Here is a 20730-nt window from a genome sequence, read left to right on the forward strand (position 1 = left end):
GTCAGTCCTTGTAGGCCTTGGCCGCGGCGGCCTCCAGGTCGGCGGCGGTCCCCCGGGGGTCGGAGGGGTCGCGCAGGAAGTCCTGGAGGATCTTCCACTCGCCGGCGCCCTTGGTGCCGCCGAAGGCCGCGGGGGCCTGGTCGGACATGTCGAAGCGGACCGAGTCGGCCGCCGCGACCAGGGACTTGGCGGTGGCCCGGGTGGTGACGTCGGTGTAGGCGCCGGGGTCGAGCTTCTTGTTCGGGGACAGGAAGCCGCCCGCCTCGGCCCACACGGCCGCGGCCTCGGGGGTGGCGAGGTACTCCACGAGGGCCATGGCGGCCTCGGCGTTCTTGCCGTCCTTGAGGACCACGGCCGCGTCGCCGCCGCTGACCACGGGGGCGGATCCGCCGTCGACCGAGGGGAACGGGTAGAACCTCGCGTCCTCGCCGATCTTCCGGCCGAACTGGTCCTTGGCGACGCCGCCCACGAAGTCGCCCTCGTAGACCATGGCGGCCTCGGGCTCGGGGCCGAAGACCTTCTCCACCGAGCCGGGGAAGTCGGTGTTGAGGGCACCCTTCTGGCCGCCCGCGATCAGCTGCTTGTCCTTGAACAGCTCGCCGAGCGTGGTCAGCGCCTTCACCACGGAGGTGTCCGTCCACTTCAGTTCGTGGGCGGCCAGGGCGTCGTACTTGTCGGGTCCGGCCTGGGAGAGGTAGACGTTCTCGAACCAGTCGGTGAGGGTCCACCCGTCCTGTCCGGCGACGGCGAACGCGGCGAGCCCGGAGTCGGCGACGGTCCGCCCGGCCTGCACCATCTCGGCGAACGTCGAGGGCTGGGCGACACCGGCCTGCTCCAGGGCGTCGGGGCTGTACCAGACGGTCGACTTGTGGGCGGCCTTGAAGTAGAGGCCGTAGAGGCTGCCGTCCACGCTGCCGTAGTTCTTCCACACGGGTGCGAAGTTGTCGTCCACGGACCGGGTGACGGTGTCCGACAGCGGGGTCAGCCAGCCGCTCTCGGCGAACTGCTGCAACACGCCGACCTGCGGGACCATCACCACGTCGGGGGCGTTGCCGCCCTCGATCTTGCTGCCGACGACGGTGGAGAGGTTGTCGCCGGTGGACACGAACTGCGTCTTGGCGCCGGTCTCGGCGGTGAACGCGTCGAGCACCTTCTGGAAGTTCTTCTGCTCGTTGCCGGTCCAGACGCCGGCCACGGTGAGGGTGGTGCCGCTCAGCGCCTTGTCGCCGCCGCCTGCGGAGACGTCGCCGCCTCCGCAGGCGGTCGCTCCGAGGGCGAGGACCAGGGCGGTGCAGCCGGTGAGCAGGGTGGTGCGTCGCATCATCGTCGATGTCCTTTCGCAGTACGGGTGTTCGGTGGGAGTCAGGCGTTCGGCGACTGGTCGTCGATCCACCAGGCCGCGGTCGAGCCGGGGAGTTCCCCGGCCGGACAGGGGCCGCTGGACAGCAGGGGGGCGCCGGGGACCGGCGCGGGGACGGAGGCGGTGCCGAAGTTGACGGCGCACACCAGCCCGTCGCCACGGGTGAAGGCCAGCACCCCGGGCGGGGTGTCGAGCCAGCTGAGGGTGCCCTCGCCGAGCTGGGGCAGGGCGGACCGCAGGTGCAGACCGTCGCGGTACAGGTGCCAGAACGAGCGGGTGTCGGCCAGCGCGCGGTCGGTGGCGTGCTCGGCGAAGTAGTCCGGCTGCGGCAGCCACGGCCTGGCGCCCTCGGTGCCGGAGGTGAAGCCGAACGGGGAGGCCTGACCGGACCAGGGCAGCGGCACCCGGCAGCCGTCGCGGATCCGGGCGCGGTCGCCGGTGCGCCGGAAGATCGGGTCGGTGAGCACGTCGTCGGGCAGGTCGACGACCTCGGGCAGGCCGAGTTCCTCGCCCTGGTAGATGTACGCGGCTCCGGGCAGCGCCAGCATCAGCAGCGCGGCGGCGCGGGCGCGGGCGGCACCCAGGCCGCTGCCCCCGGGGGCGGGTTCGCCGTAGCGGGTGACGGTGCGGACCTGGTCGTGGTTGTTGAGGACCCAGGTGACGGTCGATCCGGTGCCCGCGATGTCCTCCATGGCCTCGGAGATGACCTTGCGGAAGGCGTCGTCGTCCCAGGGCGCGCTGAGCAGGTCGAAGAAGAAGGCCTGGTGGAGTTCGTCGGGGCGGACGTAGCGGGCGTGCTCGCGGGCGGTGGGCACGGACACCTCGCCGACGAGGAGGCGTTCGCGGCCGTCGCGGGCGGTGTACTCCTCGCACACGGCGCGCCAGCGGCGCCAGACGTGGTGCACCTCGGGCTGGTTCCAGGCCAGCTGGTTGACCGAGTCACGGGTGCGGGCGTCGGCCTCGGGGTCGTCGGAGTCGGGCAGGTCCGGGTGCTTGTAGAGGCCGGCGGCGACGTCGATGCGGAAACCGTCGACGCCCCGGTCCAGCCAGAAGCGCAGGACGCGCTCGAACTCCGCGGGGACGCGGGCGTCGCGCCAGTTCCAGTCGGGCTGCTCGGGGGTGAACATGTGCAGGTACCACTGGCCGTCGTCGACACGGGTCCAGGCCGGGCCGCCGAACATGGCGTGCCAGTTGTTGGGCGGCTCGGCGCCGTCGGGCCCGCGGCCGTCGGCGAAGTGGAAGCGGGCCCGGGCCGGGCTGCCGGGCGCGGCGCGCAGGGCCTCGCGGAACCACGGGTGCTCGCTGGAGCAGTGGTTGGGCACGATGTCCAGGAGCACCCTGATGCCGAGCCGGTGGGCGGCCCGCACCAGCAGGTCGAACTCGGCGAGGTCGCCGAAGAGCGGGTCGACGTCGCAGTAGCCGGCGACGTCGTAGCCGTGGTCGTGCTGCGGCGAAGGGTAGAAGGGGCTCAGCCAGATCCCGTCGACGCCCAGCTTCTTCAGGTACGGCAGCCCGGCCCGGACCCCGGCGAGGTCGCCGACGCCGTCGCCCGTGCTGTCCAGGAAGCTGCGGACGTAGACCTGGTAGATCACCGCGTCCCGCCACCAGCGGTACTTACTCAACATGCATGCATGTTAAGTAGCGGTTTCCGAGAGGTGTCAATGAACAGGTCACAAGCTACTACCGAGTTGGGTGATGAAGTCAGGAAAAATCAGACCACCACGCGCCATGATGAGACCCTGGCGTTACCTAACATGTAACTAGGATCAGGGCGCCGGACCGGACCGCGGGGAGCGCCGGGCACCGTCGGCGGCGGACGGCGGGCCGGGCGCGGCGGCCTCGGCGGGCCGCCGTCCGGGGGTCAGCGGGCGATGGAGCCGAGTTCGCGCGCCAGCCGGCGCACGGCCGCCTCGGGGGTCTGGCGTCCGGTCATCGCGTCCTGCACGACCGCCTGCACGGCCAGGCTGACCTGGTCGTAGCGCGGGCTCTTGGGCCGGGGCGCGGCCGCCAGCACGCTCTCGCGCAGGGTCGGCAGATAGGGGAACCGGCTGATCAGCTCGGGGTCCTCGTACAGGTCGGCCCGTACCGGCGGCAGCGCGCCCCGGGTGAGGACCTGGCGCTGGACGCGTTCGCTGGTGAGATAGGAGATCAGGCGCGCGGCCGTGCCGGGATGGCGCGCGGTGGCGCTGACGGCCAGGTTCGAACCGCCCAGGACGCTCGTGCCGGGCCCGTCCGGGCCGGGCAGCGGCACGGCCCCGATCCGTCCGGCGACCGGCGACCCGTCGGCGGACGCGGCGACGTACGCGTACGGCCAGTTCCGCAGGAAGAGCAGGCGGCCGTCCCGGAAGGCCTGCTTGGACTCCTCCTCCTTGTACGTCAGCGCCTCCTCGGGGATCCAGCCCTCGCGGACGCCGCGGGCCAGGAAGCCGACGCCCTCGCGGGCGGCCGCCGAGTCCACCGTGACCCGCGACCCCTCGTCGCCGAGGATCGAGCCGCCCGCGGAGTAGACCGCCTCGGCCGCGTTCACGGTCAGGCCCTCGTAGGGCAGGAACTGGCCGGCATAGCCGTCGAGCCCGTACTCCGGGGCGAGCGTCTCGGCGTCGTGCTCCAGCTCGGCCCAGGTGCGCGGCGGATCCAGGCCCTCCTTGTCGAGGATGTCCTTGCGGTACAGCAGCAGGCCGGCGTTGGTGACGTAGGGGACCGCGTACAGCCGCCCGTCGTAGGTCGCGGTGTCGACCACGGGCGGCAGGAACGTGCCGAGCGGGAACCGGTCCGGTTCCAGCGGGCGTATCCAGCCGGCCGCGGCGAACTCCGGCGTCCAGTTGACGTCGATGTTGAGCACGTCGAACCGGCCGCGCCCGCTGCCGCGCAGGTCGGTGACCATCTGCGCGTGCGTCTCGTCGGCCGAGTCGGGCAGCTCGACGAGCGTGACCTCCTCGCCGGGATGGGTGCGGTTCCAGCCCCGCAGCAGCGGGCCGAGGTAGCCGGTGAGGTCCCCGGCCGTGGCCAGGGTGAGCGGGCCGCGTCCGCCCGGGGCGGCTTCCTGCGCCCGCGCGCCGACGGCGACATGGCCGGTCAGGACGACGACGAGAACGAGGAGCCCCCTACCCGCGGCACGCGTCCACCGCATAGGTTCCTCCCTGTACCCCGGCGTACACCCGGCCCCGGGCACCCTCGCCCGGCGTCAGAGGCCATGTATACCTGTTAGGCATGGGCGATACTAGGGCCTGGCACACATCACCAGGACGGGAGGACAGCACGCGTGCGCCTGCCTCTCCTGGCACTCCTCGCCCGCGGCCCGGCCCACGGCTACGAGCTGAAGCAGGGCCTTGAGCAACTGCTGGGCTCCGCGTACCCTCAGCCGAACGTCGGCCAGATCTATGTCACCCTCGGCCGCCTGGAGAAACAGGGACTGATCGAGGGCGAGGACGTCGAGCAGTCGAGCCGGCCCAACAAGAAGGTCTACCACCTCACCGAATCCGGGCGCGAGGCGCTGCGCACCTGGTTCGCGGAGCCCGAGGACGAGCCGCGGGTGCGGGACGAGTTCTTCATGAAGCTGGCCCTGGCCCCGCGGACCGGTCTCGCCGACCAGGTCGCTCTGATCAACAAGCAGCGGCGCCAGTACCTGAACAGCATGCGCCAGCTGTCCCGGCTGGCCGCCGCCGAAGACCGCGAGAACCGTATCGCGCACCTGCTCATCGAGGGCGCGATGCTGCACCTCCAGGCCGACCTCGACTGGCTGGAACGCTGCCAGGAAGAGCTGGAGGGCCTGGAGGACCTGCACGACCTGCGAGACCTGCACGACCTGCAGAACGTGCCGAACGTGCAGGACGTGCAGGACATGCAGGACGTGCAGGACATGCAAGACCTGCAAGACATGGAGGGACGGGAGTGACGACCGAGGGCACCGCCGACGTGCCGCCGTCCGGGGCGGCCCCGGTCGTGCGCGCCGAGGGCCTGGTCAAGACGCACCACGGGGAGGGCGCGCCCGCCCGCGCGGTCCGCGGTGTGGATCTGAGCGTGCGGCGGGGCGAGTTCGTGGCGATCACGGGTCCGTCCGGGGCCGGGAAGTCGACCCTGCTGCATCTGCTGGGCGGGCTCCAGCGGCCGGACGGCGGGAGCGTGTGGCTGGACGGCAGTTGCGCCGACGGCTGGAGCGAGGCCCGCTGGGCCGCGGAGCGGCGCCGGCACATCGGGATCGTGTTCCAGTTCTTCAACCTGGTCTCCAACCTGTCGGTCGCCGACAACGTCGAGCTGCCCGCGCTGCTGGCCGGCGTCCCGCCGAAGCGGGCGCGCGCGGCGCGCGAGCGGCTGCTGTCCGAGCTCGGCCTGGACGGCAAGGAGCGCAGCCTGCCCGGCGAGCTGTCCGGCGGCGAGCAGCAGCGCGTCGCGCTCGCCCGTGCCCTGGTCAACCATCCGCCTCTGCTGCTCGCGGACGAGCCCGCCGGCAGCCTGGACAGCAAGGGCACGCGGGAGGTGATGCGGCTGCTGTCCGGCTTCCACCAGCGCGGGCAGACCATTGTGCTGGTCACTCACGACGCCCGGCTGGCGAGCGCCGCGGACCGGGTGATCAGCTTCTTCGACGGGCGGATAGCCGACGACGCGGAGCTGCGCGGCGTGCCCTCGCGCCGGGCGGGTGCCTCCGGTGTGCTGGAGCTCAGGGACTGACATGGGGCGGTACGACGGCGGGGGCGCGACGTCCCGCGGGACCGGGAAGCGAGGCTGACGGCCGTGCGGGCCACTCTGCGCTGGGCGCACTCGGACTTGCGCAACCACCGCGGCGAGGCGCTCTTCCTCGTCCTGGCGACCGCGGGCATCGTGGTGTCGCTGCTGCTGGCCGCCGCCCTGTTCGGCTATGCCACGAACCCCTGGCAGCGGGTGTTCACCCAGGCGAGCGGGGCGCATGTGTGGCTGCACACCGACGGGGCGGACGCCGGCAGGGGGCCGACGCTGTCGGAGCTGTCTGAGCTGTCGGGGCTGGACGGGGTGGACGCCGTCGCAGGCCCCTATCCGGAGGCTTCCGTCACGGTCGCCACGCGTGGGGCCCGCGCCGCGGTCGAGCTGCGCGGCACCGCCGAGCGGCCGGAGACCGGCCGGCCGCTGCTGACCGCCGGCAACTGGCTGGACCCCGCCGCGCCCGACGGTGTCGTGCTGGAGACCCGGCTGGCCCGCGCGCTGCTGGCGGAGCCCGGTGACACGCTCACTCTGCCCGGCCGGTCCCGGACCCTGACGGTGGCCGGGGTCGCCGACAGCGCCGAGCCTCGGTACCGGCCGGGCGAGCGGCGCGGTCTGGTCTGGGCCCTGCCCTCGGCGCTGCCCGAGCCCGACGGGCAGGTGATCGGCCTGCGGCTGAAGGATCCGGCCGACACCGGCTATGCCGTGCAGCGCGCCGTCACCGTGCTCGGGGCGGGCGCCATCGGCGAGGTCACCACCTGGCAGCAGGCGCGGGCGGAGGCCCAGGGCGACAACCGGCTGCTCGGCCAGGTGCTCGGCCTGTTCGGGCTGGGCGCGCTGCTGGCGGCCGGGTTCGCGGTGCACGGCGCGATCGCCACCCGTATCCGCGGCCACCTGCGCGACATCTCCGTCCTCAAGGCCGTCGGCTTCACCCCGGGGCAGGTGGTACGGCTCTTCCTGCTGCAGCATCTCGCCTACGCGCTGCTGGGCGCCGTGGCCGCGACCGCGCTCATCGAGGGGCTCGGGCACCGCGTACCGGGGCGGCTCGGCGACGCGGTCGGGGTGTGGCAGGGGCTGCCGGGGCAGCCGGTGACACTGCTGGCCGTGCCGGCCGGGGCGGTGCTGTTCATCGCCGCGACGACGTCACTGGCCGCCTGGCGGGCGGGCCGGGTGCCGCCGGTTCCGGTGCCCCGGCCTGCGGCTGCCCGCGGCGGCCGGCTGCCGGCGGTGGCCCGGTGGGCGCTGGGGGTGCGGATCCGGGTGCCGTGGACCCGGGCTTCCCGCTCCGCGGCGGCCGACGGCCCGGCCGGGGTGAGCGGGGTGAGCGGGCCCGCGAGCGGCACGGACGTGAGCCGGGCGGGGGCGGGCCCGGCCGGGCGGGGCCGGGCGGCGGGGGTGATCCGGGCCGGGGCCGGGCTGCCGCCCGCGCTGCTGCTGGGCGGGCACCGGGCGTTCGCCCGGCATCCGCGGACCGCGGCGGCCGTGGGCCGGCTGGCGCTGCCGCTGCTGCTGATCGTGGTGGCGATGAGCGCGTGGACCACGATCGACCGCTTCCACAGCAGGCCGGAGGAGTTCGGCCTGCCCGCCGCGCTCACCGTGCACCCGGACGGTTCCCTCGGCGAGCGGCGCACCGAGGCCCTGCTGCGGCGGGACCCGCAGGTGGCCGCCGCGTATCCGGGGGTGGAGGTGGCCGCCCTGGTGCCGGGCCAGACCCAGACCATCGCGCTGCGCGGCCTCGGCACGGGGCCGGACCCCTATCCGTACGCCCTGGCGGAGGGCCGTGCGGCCCGCGGGCCCGACGAGGCGGTGGCCGGGCAGGGCCTGCTGGACCTGCTGGACGTCCGGGTCGGCGACTGGGTGCGGATGACGGTCGGCGACCAGCCGCAGATCCTGCACATCGTCGGCCGGGGCATCGAGCCGGACAACGCGGGCCGGGTCATCTCCACCACGCTGGACACGCTGCGCGAGGACGATCCCGGCCTGCGCCCCTCCCTCTACCAGATCCGCCTGGAACCGGGGGCCGACCCGCACACGGTGGCGGGGCGGCTGGCCGAGGCGGGCGGCGGACACCTGGACGTGCACGCGGTGGCCAACCCGGCCGACGGGCTGTCCCCGCTGCGGGGCGTCGTCATGGGGCTGATCGCCGTCCTGGCGCTGATCGGGCTGGTGGAGCTGCTGACGGCGATCGGCGGCACGGTCCGCGAGTCCGAGCGCGATCTGCTCGCGCTGAAGGCCATCGGGCTGTCGCCCCGCCAGATCACCGCGATCACGGTCAGCGCGACCGGCTGCACGGCGCTCGCGGCGGTGGGTCTGGCCATGGCGCTGGGTCTGCCGCTGGCGCACTGGCTGATCGACGCGCAGGGCAGGTCCAGCGGCATCGGTGCGGGGATCGCGCAGGGGCCCTCCCCGGTCCTGTTGCTGCTCCTCGGCGGGGGCGCGGTCCTCGGCGCGGTCGCCCTCGCGGTGCTCCCGGCGGCCCGTGCGGCGCGGCGCCGCCTCGCCGACACCCTCGGCGCGGTTGCCTGAGGGGGCCGGTGCAGCCCGTCGGCGGTCGAGGGACCGGCCGGCCGGCGGGGCGGCCATCGGGCCTACGGCACCGGTCGGGTCAGCAGGCGGCGGTCAGCCGGCGGCAGGGCGCGCGGCGATACCGTCGATCACGAGTTCCAGCCCTTCGGTGAAGTGCTGGTCGCAGTCGGCGAAGATCTCGGTGCCCGCGGCCGCGGGCAGCGGGAAGTCGGCCAGGGTCCGGGCGCGTTCGGCGAGGTCGAAGCCCTCGCGGCGCTCGCCGGGCGGCGGCTCCCCCGGACGCGCGCGCCGACGCGGACGCGGCACGGGTCTACGGCGCGGGAGCGTTCCTGATCCGCCCCGACGGATACGTGGGCTGGGCGGGCGGGACCACCGGGGGCGTGGCCGCGTACCCGGCGCGGGTGGGGACGGGTGCCGCGCACCGCACCCTGTGGAAGCGCAGCCACGGACGCCCCGGAGGCGGGGGCGCTGCGCGGCCGGCGCGGCCGGAGAGCGGCCCTGACGGCACGTCGGCCGGCCGGTGTAGGAGACTGCAGTCACGTCGTCAAGGCCGGGCGCGGTGCCCGGCCCGTGCTACCCGAGAGGTGCCCCGTGCCCAGTGTGGTGAAGATCAACGTGCTGACCGTGCCGGCCGAGCAGCGCGAGACGCTGGAGCGGCGTTTCGCCTCCCGCGCCCACGCCGTGGAGAACTCCGACGGGTTCGAGTGGTTCGAGCTCCTGCGGCCCGTCGACGGCACCGACAACTACCTCGTCTACACCCGCTGGCGCGACGAGGAGTCGTTCCAGGCCTGGATGAACGGCCCCATGCAGGCCGCCCACCGGGGCGGCGGCGAGGGTGGCGAGCGCCCCGGCCCCGCGGCCTCGGGCTCGACGCTCTGGTCGTTCGACGTCGTCCAGCAGGCCGCCCCCAGGAGCGCCTGATCCGCGGGGCCGGAGCGCCGTGGACGTGTTGCGCTCCGCCGGGCCGCGCGGGCGGCCGGGTGCGCCGGGGCACGGCCGCCCGGTCCGGGACGCGACCGGACCGGGCGGCCGACGGGGCCCGTCAGGGGCGCAGCGGGCCCTCGCAGCGGAAGTCCGCGGTGCCGGCGCGGCCCGTGGACCAGACGGCCACGTCGCCGAAGGAGCAGTTCATGTCGGCGAGGTTGGTCACGCCGTCGAGGGCGCGTTCGAGGATGAAGTAGTCGACCGTGTCCGCCATGTCGGTGAACACCCGGCCCGCGTCGCCCGCGTCCGCCAGGTTCGCGGTGATCCTTCCGGTGCAGACGAACCGCGGCCGGTCGGCGGCGCCGCCGGACGAGCACGCGGGCGTCATGTAGGTGGCGGTGGCGAAGGAGGAGCGCACCTCTGCGGCGGTCGCCGGGTCCAGCTCCGGCAGCGCGACGTGCCGGGTGTCCGGCACGAACAGGTCGTCGACGTGTGCGGTCTGCTCGTCCAGGAACGCGTCGTAGCCGCGCTGGAGTGAGGTGTCCCGGCCCAGCCGGTCGCGCCAGGCGTCGAAGGCCGCGGGGTCGTCGGCGCGCAGGTGCCGGTACATCTCCCGCAGCAGGTCGGGGTGTTCGGACCACAGGAAGCTGAAGAAGGTGCCCGCGTAGGGGTAGAAGCGGAAGCCGTCGCCGTCGTAGGTGGCGTGCAGCAGCTGGTCGACGGTCATGCGGGGGCCGCCGCCCGCGGTGTCCGTGACGATGCTGCGGACCAGGGACCGGCGGACCCGCACCCCGTCGCCGCGGGTCGCGCCCGCGAAGAACTCCGCGGTGCCCTCGTCCATGGCGGTCGTGCGGTCGCCCTCGTACCAGGGGCCCTCACCGAACAGGCCGGGCACGGCCCAGCGGCCGTTGAGGTAGTGGGTGTACTCGTGGCGGAACAGTTCCTCCAGGGTGAGTGAGGAGTCCTGCGGGACGCGCCGCTGGTAGGTGTAGAAGGTGGCGCCGCGTTCGATGTAGATGCCGCCGTTGTCGGTGCCCATGCCGGTGAGCAGCGGATGGAAGACCTCGTAGTCCGCGCGTGAGGCGTACAGCACGGTGGTCAGGGTGCTGTTGGTGCCGCCGGCCAGCGGCTCCCGGGTGCCCAGCACCCGGTGGAACTGCGCCCTGACCTGTTTGCTCGCGTAGTACAGCTGGTCGACGACGGACCGGTCCAGGGCGGTGCGCACGGTGAGGGCCTCGTCGCTGCCGCCGCCGTCGTAGGCGAACGTCTCGGGGAACAGGCGGCGTTCGAGGTCGGCGCGGCACACGCGGTGGGGTGTGCAGGCGTCGAAGGTGATCAGCCAGCCCACCACCTTGGCCCAGGGGGCGCTGGGGTCGCCGAAGGTGCGGGCGGTGGTGTCCAGGAGCCCGCCGAGACCGGCGACCGTCTCGTCGCGCAGCCGGTCGATCTGGCCGAAGCGCCCGTACTCGCTGACGGCGTCGCGGGCGGCCCAGGCGTTGGGGCCGTCCTTGAGATGGGCGTGTCCGCCGAAGGCGCGGAACGCGGCGCGATAGGTGCCGTCGGCGGCCACGGCGTCGTGGAAGGCGGTGTCGCGGTTGCCCGGGTAGACGCCCAGGTAGTTGAGGACGAGCGCGGCGAGGGCGGCGCCGCCCCAGGACGCGTCCCGGGCGGTGGCGCTGCCGGGGCCCATGGTGTCCAGGACCCGCTGGACCAGCGGGAGCTGGTACTGGCGCAGGCCCGGCGCGCCGGCCGCGTAGAGGGCTTCGCGGAGGGTCTCGGCGTTGCTGCGGGTGGCGTCGAAGGTGTGGGGCGCGCCGGCGAGGGCGTCGATGCCCCGGCGCATCGCGGCGAGTGTGGGGGCGTCGGTGATGTCGATCTCGGGGCGGGAGAAGTCGTGGTAGGCCACGGCGTGCAGGTAGGTGAACAGTTCCGGCAGGTGGCTGGTGCCCCGGCCGTCGTGGGACGGGGCCAGGGCGGCGGCCCGCCGGGACACCGCCTGGACGTGCGCGTCGGACATCACGGGGGCGAGGCGGGCGTCCCAGGTCCACACCAGTGCGTTCAGGCAGCCCCCGACGGTGACGGCGGGGTCGGTGAGGAAGTCCGCGAACTCCTTGGGGGGCAGCCCCGTCACACCGTCGAGGGTGCAGGGAGCCGTGGTGGCTGCCGTGGTGGCCGCGGCGGACGTGCGGGCGCCGGAGGTGCGGGGGGCAGCCGTGGACGCGCCGGCTGCGGGGGCCGGACCGGGGACGGTCGCGGGTCCCGGGACCCGGCCGTCGGCCCGGTGACCGCCGGGGGCCGGGGTGGCCCGGGCCGCGGTCCGGCTCGGCGCCGTCGGCAGGTGCTCGGCGTGGTCGCGGTCGGCGGCCGCGCCCGGGGCCGCTCCGGCCGGTCCGCCGGCGGGAGCGGCCGGGGCGGGGCGGCCCTGCGCGGCCGCCGCGGCGGGAGCGGAGACGGCGCGGGGCGCCGCGGCGGGGGCGGCGTGGGGCGCCGCGGCGGGGGCGGCGTGGGGCGCCGCGTGGCCGCTCGGTACGCCCGTCAGGCCGACGGCGAGCGCGGTCGTGGCCGCCAGCAGGGACATGCGCCGCCAGCCGAGCGCGCGGGAGTGGTGCGGGGTTCTCGATGGGAACACCGGTGACTCCTGGGGAGTGGGGTGGATGAGGGAGAGCAAGGGGGAGCGCCGTGGCGCGGGCGCGGCGGGAGACCGCCGCAGGAACAGGCCTGCACCATGTGATGCGTAACGTAGTAATGTGAAATTGCACTGACAACCCCCGTGCACCGACCGGTCGTTGGCGCCGTTCCGTCACATCCGGACCGGACATCCGCCCGCAGACCGCCACAGTCGTCCCTAAGCGCACCGCTCCGGCGTCCGGGCACGGACCAGGACCGGCGTACGGACGCAGACCGCCGAGGAGGCCCCCGTGAACGAACCGGCAGCACCCGCCGCCCCCGCCCGCACCGTCAGCCATGACCTGTCCGTCTCCGCGGACCTGGAGAGGTTCATGGCGTCCGGCTGGGCGGCCAGTCCGCTGGGCGGCGACCTCCGCCTGTCCGCCGCCGACGTCACCCCGGCCCGCCGCGCCCGGCTGTCCGCCCGCTTCCCCGGCGAGCGGCTCCTCATCCCGGCCGGGGAGCTGCGGGTGCGCTCCAACGACTGCGACCACCGCTTCCGTCCGCACAGCGCCTACGCCTGGCTGACCGGCCTGACCGGAGAGGAGCAGGCCGGTCACGTCCTGGTCCTGGAGCCGGACGGGTCGCACGCCCACGAGCCGGTCCTGTATGTGCGCCCCCGCTCGCCCCGTACCGACCAGGGCTTCTACCGGGACCGGCGGTACGGCGAGTTCTGGGTCGGCCGGCGCCCGGACCTGGCCGAGGCCGAGCGCATGACCGGCATCCGCTGCACCCCCCTCGACGACCTCCGGCCGCTCCCGCCCGGCCGCGACGCCGCCACCGACGCCGAACTGGCTTCCGTGCTCAGTGAGTTGCGGCTGGTGAAAGACGCCTGGGAGGTCGCCGAGCTGCAGCGGGCGGTCGACCACACCGCGACCGGCTTCGAGGACGTGGTGCGCGCCCTGCCGCGCGCCCTCGCCCATCCGCGCGGAGAGCGGTGGATCGAGGGCGTGTTCGGACTGCGCGCCCGCGCCGAGGGCAACGGCACCGGGTACGAGACCATCGCGGCCTCCGGCGCCCACGCCTGCGTGCTGCACTGGATCCGCAACGACGGCCCCCTGGACGCGCGGGAGCTGCTGCTGCTGGACGCGGGGGTGGAGACCGACAGCCTCTACACGTCCGACATCACCCGCACCCTGCCGCTGTCCGGCCGCTTCACCCCCGTGCAACGCCAGGTGTACGAGCTGGTGCTGGCCGCCCAGGAGGCGGGGATCGCCGCACTGCGGCCGGGCGCGCTCTTCCGTGACTTCCACCGGGCCGCCATGCGGGTGATCGCCGAGGGCCTCACCGAGTGGGGCGTGCTGAAGAGCCCGGACGGCGAGTTCCACCGGCGCTACACCCTGTGCAGCAGCGGGCACATGCTCGGCCTCGACGTGCACGACTGCGCCCAGGCCCGTGCGGAGGCCTACCTGGACGGCGTCCTGGCGGAGGGTCAGGTGCTGACCGTCGAGCCCGGCCTGTACCTCCAGCCCGACGACGAGACCCTGCCCCCCGAACTGCGCGGCATCGGGGTACGCATCGAGGACGACCTGGTCGTCACCGCCGAGGGGGCCCGGCTGATGTCGGGAGCCCTGCCCCGCACCCCGGACGCCGTCGAGGCCTGGATGGGGGCGCTGCTGGAGGAGTGAGGGGCACGCCGGGGTCCGCACCGGGCCGCGGGTGACAGGGCCGGGCCAGTCCCTTGGCAAGCGCAGTGCAATGTGAAATATTACTGACGTGCCCACGAGACACTCCCCGGATCTCATCGTGGTCGGCGCGGGCGTGGTCGGCGCAGCCTGCGCCCACTACGCCGCCCGCGCCGGCCTGTCCGTCACCGTCGTCGACCGCGGCCCCGTCGCCGGCGGCACCACCGGAGCGGGTGAGGGAAACCTCCTGGTCTCCGACAAGGAGCCCGGCCCCGAGCTCGAACTGGCCCTGCTGTCCTGCCGGTTGTGGCGCGACCTGGCCCGCGAACTGCCCGCCGCCGTCGAGTACGAGGCCAAAGGGGGCCTGGTGGTCGCGGACAGCGAGCGGACGCTGAACGCCCTGCGGGACCTCGCCGCCCGCCAGCGCGCCGCGGGAGTCGACGCGTGCGAGGTCCCCGCCGACGGCCTCGCGGAGCGGGAACCGCACCTGGCGCCCGGACTCGCGGGCGCCGTGCACTACCCGCAGGACGCCCAGGTCCAGCCCGCCCTGGCCGCGGCACACCTGCTGCGCGCGGCCGGGGAGCGGGTGCGGCTCCGGCTCGGCGAGCCGGTCACCGCCGTCCTGACCCGCCCCGGCGGCGCGGTGCGCGGCGTACGGACCCCCGCCGGGGACCTGCTCGCGCCGCACGTGGTGAACGCGGCGGGCAGCTGGGGCGGTGAGGTCGCCGCGCTGGCCGGGGTGGACCTGCCGGTACGCCCCCGGCGGGGCTTCGTCCTGGTCACCGAGCCGCTGCCGCGCGTGGTCCGGCACAAGGTGTACGCGGCGGACTACGTCGCGGACGTGGCGAGCGACTCGGCGGCGCTGCAGACCTCCGCCGTCGTCGAGGGCACCCCGTCCGGTCCGGTGCTGATCGGCGCCAGCCGGGAGCGGGTCGGCTTCGACCGCACCCCGTCCGTACCGGCCCTCACCCGCCTCGCCGCCCAGGCGGTACGGCTGTTCCCGGTGCTCGGCACGGTACGCGCCATCCGCACCTACGCCGGGTTCCGCCCCTACCTCCCCGACCATCTGCCCGCCATCGGCACCGACCCGCGGCGGCCCGGCCTGCTGCACGCCTGCGGCCACGAGGGAGCGGGCATCGGCCTGGCCCCGGCCACCGGACAGGTGATCGCCGCACTGGCCACCGGAGGGCAACTCCCGCTGGACATCAGTGCGTTCGGTCCGGAGCGGTTCGCATGAGACCGGCCGGACCGACCACCCCGGTCCACCGGCAGCCCCCTGCGCCGGACCGGACCGGCCGACGGACCGACCGGCCCCGCCGGCCCGACCAGCCGGCCGATCCGCCGGTCCGCCCCTCCGAAGGGTCCCACCGTGCCGTCCGGACGGACCGGCCGGAACCCCACCCCGCCGGACCGAGAGCCGAACCGAGAGCCGAACCCTCCGAGAGGAGCCGCACCATGAGGCGCGACCGCAGCCCGGCCGAACGCGTCGGCGCGTCACCCGACGCCGCGTTCGAGATCACCTTCGACGGCCGCCCCCTCACCGCGCTGCCCGGCCGGTCCGTGGCCGCCGTGCTGTGGGCGGCCGGGGTGCTCGCCTGGCGGACCACCCGGCGCGAGGGCCGTCCGCGCGGCGCGTTCTGCGGCATCGGGCACTGCTTCGACTGCCTGGTGACGGTCAACGGCCGCGCCAACCGCCGCGCCTGCCTCACCCCGGCCCGCCCCGGCGACACCGTCACCAGCCAGGAAGGACACGGCCGTGCCGACCTCGCCGTCTGAGCCCGAGTGCTACGACCTGGCGGTGATCGGCGCGGGCCCCGCGGGCCTGGCCGCGGCGGTCACCGCGGCCGGACTCGGGCTGACCGTCGGCCTGCTGGACACGGCCGAGCAGACCGGGGGCCAGTACTACCGCCACCCCTCCCCCGGCCTCGGCGCCGCCCGCCCCGAGGCCCTCCACCACGGCTGGGCCTCGTACGCCCGGCTCCGCGACCGCCTCGCCGGCAGCGGGGTCACCCATCTGCCCGGACACCACGTCTGGACGGTGGCCCGCCCGGCGCGGGAGGGGGCCCCGTTCGCGGTGCACGCGGTCACGGGCGAGGAGGGCGAGCATCCGGCCACCGTGCACGCCCGCGCCGTGCTCCTCGCCACCGGCGCCCACGAGCGCCAACTTCCCTTCCCCGGCTGGACCCTGCCCGGTGTCGTCGGGGCCGGCGGGGCACAGGCCATGCTCAAGTCGGGCCTCGTGCTGCCGGGCCGGCGGATCGTCGTCGCCGGCAGCGGCCCGCTGCTGCTCGCGGTGGCCGCCTCACTCGCCGCGGCCGGCGCCCGGGTCCCGGCCCTGGTGGAGGCCGGCGGCTACCTCGCCTACGCCCGCCGCCCGGACGTCCTCGCCGCACTGCCCGGCAAACTGGCCGAGGCCGCGGTGCACGGCACCGCCCTGCTCCGCCACCGGGTGGCGGTGCACCCGCGCAGCGCGGTCACCGAGGTGCACGGTACCGACCGGGTGGAGGCCGTCACGGTGTCCCGGCTCGACCGTGACTGGCGTCCGGCCGGCCGGACGCGGCGCATCGACTGCGACGCGCTCGCCGTGGGCCACGGCCTGGTCCCGCACATCGACCTGGCGACCGCGCTGGGCTGCGCCGTCCGGCGCGCCCCGGACGGCACCCACGCCCTGGTCCTCGACGACCTCCAGCGCACCAGTGTCCCCGGCCTGTTCGCGGCCGGCGAGACGGGCGGCGTGGGCGGGGTCCGACTGGCCCTGCTGGAGGGCGAGGTCGCCGGACACGCGGTGGCCGCCCGGCTGGCCGGGCGCACCCCGCCCGCGGCCCGGCTGCGGCGGCTGCGGCGTGGCCGCGCCCGGCTGCGCGCCTTCGCCGCACTGATGGCCCGCGTCCACGCGCCGGGCCCCGGCTGGACCGCGTGGCTCGACGACACGACGGACGTCTGCCGCTGCGAGGAGGTCAGCGCCGGCCGGATCCGCGAGGCCGTGACGGCGTACGGCGCCACCGACGCCCGCACGGTCAAACTGCTGACCCGTGCGGGCATGGGCTGGTGCCAGGGCCGGATGTGCGGCGCGGCGGTGACCTGCCTGGCCGCCGCACCCTGGCCCGGCACGGCTCGGACACCCGGCCGCACCCCGGCATCCGTCCCGCCCGGCCGCCACCCGGGCCCCGGCCCCACGCCGACCGCACCCGCCGCGCAGAGCGGCCCGCCACCCACCGCACCGGAGCGCCGCCCGCTGGCGGTCCCGGTACCGCTCGCCGCGCTCGCCGAGACGGCCGGCCCGGACGAGCAGACCCCTCCCATCACAGAAGGGCTTCCCCGATGAGCACCACCGGCTCCTGGCACCCCGACCGGCCCTGGCGCGGGATCATGGTCGCCACGGCACTGCCGCTGCGCGACGACCTGTCCGTCGACCACGACGCCTACGCCGGGCACGTGCGCCGGCTGCTCGCGAGCGGCTGCGACGGCGTCGTGCCCAACGGCTCGCTCGGCGAGTACCAGACCCTCACCGCCAGCGAGCGCGCCCGGGTGGTCCGTACGGCCGTGGAGGCGGCGGGCGACGGGGCCCGGGTGATGCCCGGTGTCTCCGCGTACGGCAGCGCGGAGGCGCTGCGCTGGGCGGAGCAGGCCGCCGAGGCGGGCTGCGGCAGCGTGCTGCTGCTCCCGCCGAACGCCTACCGGGCCGACGAGCGCGCGGTCCTCGCCCACTACGCCGAGGTCGCCCGCGCCGGGCTGCCCGTGGTCGCCTACAACAACCCGGTCGACACCAAGGTCGACCTCACACCCGAGCTGCTGGCCCGGCTGCACACCGAGACCGGCATCGCGGCCGTGAAGGAGTTCTCCGGCGATGTGCGCCGGGCCTACCGGATCGCCGAACTCGCCCCCGAACTGGACCTGCTGGCCGGCGCGGACGACGTGCTGCTGGAGCTGGCCGTGGCCGGCGCGGTCGGCTGGATCGCCGGCTATCCCAACGCGTTCCCCGAGGCCTGCGCCCAGCTGTACGACGCGGCCGTCGCCCGCGACCTCGCCACCGCGCTGCCGCTGTACCGGGCCCTGCACCCGCTGCTGCGCTGGGACTCCCGCACCGAGTTCGTGCAGGCCATCAAGCTGTCCATGGACGTGGTGGGGGTGCGCGGCGGGCCCTGCCGTCCCCCGCGTGCGGCACTGAGCGGCGCGCAGGAGGCCGAGATCCGCGCCGCCACCGAGAAGGCCGTCGCCGACGGGCACCGCTGACCGGCGGCCCGGCCCACCCGGGCGGGCGGCCGCCCGCAGACCGCTCCGCAAGGCCGCTCCGCAAGGCCGCCCCGCAAGGCCGCTGGGCACGACGGCCCCGGACCGTCGTCCCGGACCGTCGTCCCGGGCGGCCGCTCCGGACGGCCGGTACCCGCCACCGCACACGACAGGAACACCTAACGAAAGGGACGTCCGTGCGCACTCGTCGCGTCCTGCACGCCGTGGACTCGCACACCGAGGGCATGCCCACCCGGGTCGTCACCGGCGGCGTCGGAGTCGTGCCCGGGGCCACCATGGCCGAGCGGCGCCGCCACTTCGCCGAGCACCTGGACCACCTCCGCACCCTGCTGATGTACGAGCCGCGCGGCCACGCCGCGATGAGCGGCGCGATCCTCCAGCCGCCCACCCGCCCCGACGCCGACCACGGGGTGCTGTTCGTCGAGGTCTCCGGGCTGCTGCCGATGTGCGGCCACGGCACCATCGGCGTCGCCACCGTCCTGGTGGAGACCGGCATGGTGCCGGTGACCGAGCCGGTCACCACCGTCCGCCTCGACACCCCGGCGGGGCTGGTCGTGGCCGACGTGACGGTGGCGGACGGCGCGGCCAAGCGGGTCACCCTGACCAATGTGCCGTCCTTCTGCGCCGCGCTCGACCGCACCGTGGACGTACCCGGCCTCGGCACGGTCGTCTACGACCTGGCCTACGGCGGCAACTTCTACGCCTTCGTCGAACTCGACGCCCTGGGACTGCCGTTCGACCGGGACCGCAAGGACGAGCTGCTCGCCGCAGGGCTGGCGGTCATGGACGCGGTGAACGCCTCGCCCGACCGGCCGGTGCACCCCGAGCAGCCGGAGATCTCCGGGCTGAAGCACGTGTACCTCATCGCCCCCGGCTCCGACGCCCACCGCTCGCGGCACGCGATGGCCATCCACCCGGGCTGGTTCGACCGCTCACCGTGCGGCACCGGCACCTCGGCGCGGATGGCGCAGCTCCACGCCCGCAAGGAGCTCGGCCTGCACCAGGACTTCGTCAACGAATCGTTCATCGGCACCGAGTTCACCGGCCGGCTGCTGGCGGAGACCGAGGTCGGCGGAGTGCCGGCGGTGGTGCCCCGGGTCACCGGCCGGGCCTGGATCACGGGCACCGCCCAGTACTTCCTCGACCCGGACGACCCGTTCCCCGCGGGGTTCCTGCTGTGAGCCCGCGCCCCCGCGCGCGCTGAACGGCGACCGGCCGTGAACGCGGTGCGCGGATGCGGCAACTTCCCTGCGGCGCCGAAGGAAACAACGTGACATTGTACTCTGGTGCTCCGCAGCGGCACGAAGGGAAGACCATGGGCCACCTCAAGCAGCGCACCCTCGTCACCGCGCGCGAGCGGCTGCGCGACCAGGTCGCCCACGCGCTGCGTGCCGCACTGATCTCGGGCGAACTCGAGCCGGGCGAGGTGTACTCGGCTCCCGGCCTCGCGGAGGACTTCGGCATCTCCGCGACACCCGTGCGCGAGGCCATGCTCGACCTGGCCCGGGAGGGCCTCGTCGAGCCGGTCCGCAACAAGGGCTTCCGGGTGACCGAGGTCGACGAGCGCGACCTCGACCAGTACAGCGAGATCCGCATGCTGATCGAGGTCCCGACCGTCGGCCGGATCACCCGCGGCGCGCCCCGGGAGGAACTGGAGGCGCTGCGGCCGGTCGCCCAGGAGATCGTGGCCGCCGCCCGGGCCCACGACCTCATCGGCTATCTGGAGGCCGACCGGCGCTTCCACCTGTCCCTGCTGGCGCTGGCCGGCAACGACCGGCTCGTCGAGACGGTCGGCGACCTGCGCAAGCGGTCCCGGCTGTACGGTCTGACCGCGCTGGACGAGCGCGACCGGCTGATCCCGTCGGCCGAGGAGCACCTCGAACTGCTCGACCTGATGATCGCCGGGGACGCCGAGGGCGCGGAGGCCTGCATCGGCCGCCACCTCGGGCACGTCCGGTCGCTGTGGGCGAGGAACGTCCCGGAGGGGCGGGCTCAGGACGCGGCGGCGAGGCAGGGGCACGGTCCGGACCGCGGACCCGGCGGACGGCTGGGCGCGGTGTCCTGAGCGGCGGGCCGGCGCACCGGCCCCCTGTCACCCGGGACGTACCGGGACCACCCGCGGCGGACGGTGCCGGCCCGCACGGCACACGCCCGCCGGCCCGGCCCCGCGCCCACCGTCCCGGGCCCGCCGTCCCGGGCCCGCCGTCCCGGGCCCGCCGTCCCGGGCCCACCGTCCCGGGCCCACCGTCCCGGGCCCACCGTCCCGGGCCCGCCCTTTTGCCTGTGCGGACCCCCTGCACCCGGTTCTCTGTGCGGACCCCCTGTACCCGGCGACCGGCCGCACCGGCACACCCGGCCCGACGAGCAGCCCGGACGGGGGCGCGGGAAGGGTGGCGTCGGGGCGCGCACCGGCACGCATGCGGCCCCCGCACGGTTCGAGCGCCCCCCAGTCCTCCGTCTCGGAGGACGAGCCCGCTTGTCACCGCCTACCACCGCGGACTAGGGTCGCCACGCCTTGGTGAACGGGAAATCCGGTGTGGAACCGGTGCGGCCCTCGCCACTGTGATCGGGAAGTCCGGCTCCGGCCCGCAAGGGCAGCCACTGGGTCCCTCAAGGACCCGGGAAGGCGGAGACCGGGCGGTGTCACCCGTCAGCCAGGAGACCGGCCAGGGCGCGTCAACCATCCACGAGGTGCTGGAGAGG

At 75.1% G+C, this 20730-nt stretch carries 13 protein-coding genes, 3 pseudogenes and 1 riboswitch; of the genes and pseudogenes, 11 read left to right on the plus strand and 5 right to left on the minus strand.

Translation table 11 applies throughout. From position 1 onward, the window contains the following. Window position 1 precedes the first annotated feature (1 nt). The 3 genes from AC5K6T_RS17425 to AC5K6T_RS17435 form a co-directional block, all read right to left on the minus strand. On the minus strand, window positions 2-1324 hold the full coding sequence (locus tag AC5K6T_RS17425; RefSeq protein WP_493210063.1) for an ABC transporter substrate-binding protein: 1323 nt from the start codon (window positions 1322-1324) through the stop codon (window positions 2-4). 38 nt (window positions 1325-1362) lie between these two features. Beyond that, window positions 1363-2985 carry a glycoside hydrolase family 13 protein gene (locus AC5K6T_RS17430; RefSeq protein WP_493210064.1) on the minus strand — a complete coding sequence of 541 codons (1623 nt, stop codon included), beginning with the start codon at window positions 2983-2985 and terminating at the stop codon, window positions 1363-1365. A 236-nt stretch (window positions 2986-3221) separates the two neighbouring features. After that, window positions 3222-4490 (minus strand): ABC transporter substrate-binding protein, encoded by a 1269-nt coding sequence (locus AC5K6T_RS17435; RefSeq protein ID WP_493210065.1) that lies wholly within the window; start codon window positions 4488-4490, stop codon window positions 3222-3224. Between the two features lie 132 nt (window positions 4491-4622). On the opposite strand from AC5K6T_RS17435, the pseudogene AC5K6T_RS17440 reads away from it, so the two are divergent. The 3 genes and pseudogenes from AC5K6T_RS17440 to AC5K6T_RS17450 all read left to right on the plus strand — a co-directional run. Then, window positions 4623-5135 (plus strand): annotated as a pseudogene (locus AC5K6T_RS17440) (PadR family transcriptional regulator); the annotation flags it as partial. 239 nt (window positions 5136-5374) lie between these two features. Continuing rightward, window positions 5375-6028: pseudogene (locus AC5K6T_RS17445) on the plus strand (ABC transporter ATP-binding protein); the annotation flags it as partial. A gap of 63 nt (window positions 6029-6091) precedes the next feature. Further along, window positions 6092-8560, plus strand: a complete 2469-nt coding sequence (locus tag AC5K6T_RS17450) for an ABC transporter permease (protein ID WP_493210067.1) — start codon at window positions 6092-6094, stop codon at window positions 8558-8560. Window positions 8561-8653: 93 nt separating this feature from the next. On the opposite strand, the pseudogene AC5K6T_RS17455 reads toward AC5K6T_RS17450, so the two are convergent. Continuing rightward, a pseudogene (locus tag AC5K6T_RS17455) lies at window positions 8654-8833 on the minus strand (TetR/AcrR family transcriptional regulator C-terminal domain-containing protein); the annotation flags it as partial. Between the two features lie 318 nt (window positions 8834-9151). Here AC5K6T_RS17455 and AC5K6T_RS17460 point away from each other — a divergent pair. After that, window positions 9152-9481 (plus strand): antibiotic biosynthesis monooxygenase family protein, encoded by a 330-nt coding sequence (locus AC5K6T_RS17460; protein WP_493210069.1) that lies wholly within the window; start codon window positions 9152-9154, stop codon window positions 9479-9481. Between the two features lie 121 nt (window positions 9482-9602). On the opposite strand, the gene AC5K6T_RS17465 is transcribed toward AC5K6T_RS17460, so the two are convergent. Next, a complete protein-coding gene (locus AC5K6T_RS17465; protein WP_493210820.1) occupies window positions 9603-12062 on the minus strand; it encodes a collagenase in 2460 nt (819 codons plus the stop codon). A 340-nt stretch (window positions 12063-12402) separates the two neighbouring features. Between AC5K6T_RS17465 and AC5K6T_RS17470 the strand changes: the two genes are divergently transcribed. From AC5K6T_RS17470 to AC5K6T_RS17500, 7 genes are all read left to right on the plus strand, one after another. Then, window positions 12403-13779, plus strand: coding sequence for an aminopeptidase P family protein (locus tag AC5K6T_RS17470; protein WP_493210071.1), 1377 nt, complete (start codon window positions 12403-12405; stop codon window positions 13777-13779). 88 nt (window positions 13780-13867) lie between these two features. Beyond that, a complete protein-coding gene (locus AC5K6T_RS17475) occupies window positions 13868-15013 on the plus strand; it encodes an NAD(P)/FAD-dependent oxidoreductase (protein WP_493210073.1) in 1146 nt (381 codons plus the stop codon). A gap of 218 nt (window positions 15014-15231) precedes the next feature. Then, window positions 15232-15552 carry a (2Fe-2S)-binding protein gene (locus tag AC5K6T_RS17480; protein WP_493210074.1) on the plus strand — a complete coding sequence of 107 codons (321 nt, stop codon included), beginning with the start codon at window positions 15232-15234 and terminating at the stop codon, window positions 15550-15552. Beyond that, window positions 15533-17101: an FAD/NAD(P)-dependent oxidoreductase gene (locus AC5K6T_RS17485; RefSeq protein WP_493210075.1), complete on the plus strand. Its 1569-nt coding sequence runs from the start codon at window positions 15533-15535 to the stop codon at window positions 17099-17101. Before AC5K6T_RS17480 ends, AC5K6T_RS17485 begins: the two co-directional genes overlap by 20 nt. After that, a complete protein-coding gene (locus AC5K6T_RS17490) occupies window positions 17098-18009 on the plus strand; it encodes a dihydrodipicolinate synthase family protein (RefSeq protein WP_493210077.1) in 912 nt (303 codons plus the stop codon). The genes AC5K6T_RS17485 and AC5K6T_RS17490 overlap by 4 nt, the downstream gene beginning before the upstream one ends. A 194-nt stretch (window positions 18010-18203) precedes the next feature. Then, window positions 18204-19208 carry a proline racemase family protein gene (locus AC5K6T_RS17495; RefSeq protein WP_493210079.1) on the plus strand — a complete coding sequence of 335 codons (1005 nt, stop codon included), beginning with the start codon at window positions 18204-18206 and terminating at the stop codon, window positions 19206-19208. Between the two features lie 134 nt (window positions 19209-19342). After that, entirely contained in the window at window positions 19343-20092 is a 750-nt protein-coding gene (locus AC5K6T_RS17500; protein ID WP_493210821.1) for a GntR family transcriptional regulator, read from the plus strand. A 434-nt stretch (window positions 20093-20526) separates the two neighbouring features. Continuing rightward, window positions 20527-20712: riboswitch (cobalamin riboswitch) on the plus strand. The last annotated feature ends 18 nt before the right edge of the window (window positions 20713-20730 follow it).

The sequence above is a fragment of the Streptomyces sp. B8-7 genome, from assembly GCF_058833805.1.

What these genes read in the sequence shown, in the direction of transcription:
- AC5K6T_RS17425 (WP_493210063.1), bottom strand. Translation starts at nt 1,324, where the DNA reads ATGATGCGACGCACCACCCTGCTCACCGGCTGCACCGCCCTGGTCCTC.
- AC5K6T_RS17430 (WP_493210064.1), bottom strand. Translation starts at nt 2,985, where the DNA reads ATGTTGAGTAAGTACCGCTGGTGGCGGGACGCGGTGATCTACCAGGTC.
- AC5K6T_RS17435 (WP_493210065.1), bottom strand. Translation starts at nt 4,490, where the DNA reads ATGCGGTGGACGCGTGCCGCGGGTAGGGGGCTCCTCGTTCTCGTCGTC.
- AC5K6T_RS17465 (WP_493210820.1), bottom strand. Translation starts at nt 12,062, where the DNA reads ATGTCCCTGCTGGCGGCCACGACCGCGCTCGCCGTCGGCCTGACGGGC.
- AC5K6T_RS17480 (WP_493210074.1), top strand. Translation starts at nt 15,232, where the DNA reads ATGAGGCGCGACCGCAGCCCGGCCGAACGCGTCGGCGCGTCACCCGAC.
- AC5K6T_RS17490 (WP_493210077.1), top strand. Translation starts at nt 17,098, where the DNA reads ATGAGCACCACCGGCTCCTGGCACCCCGACCGGCCCTGGCGCGGGATC.
- AC5K6T_RS17500 (WP_493210821.1), top strand. Translation starts at nt 19,343, where the DNA reads ATGGGCCACCTCAAGCAGCGCACCCTCGTCACCGCGCGCGAGCGGCTG.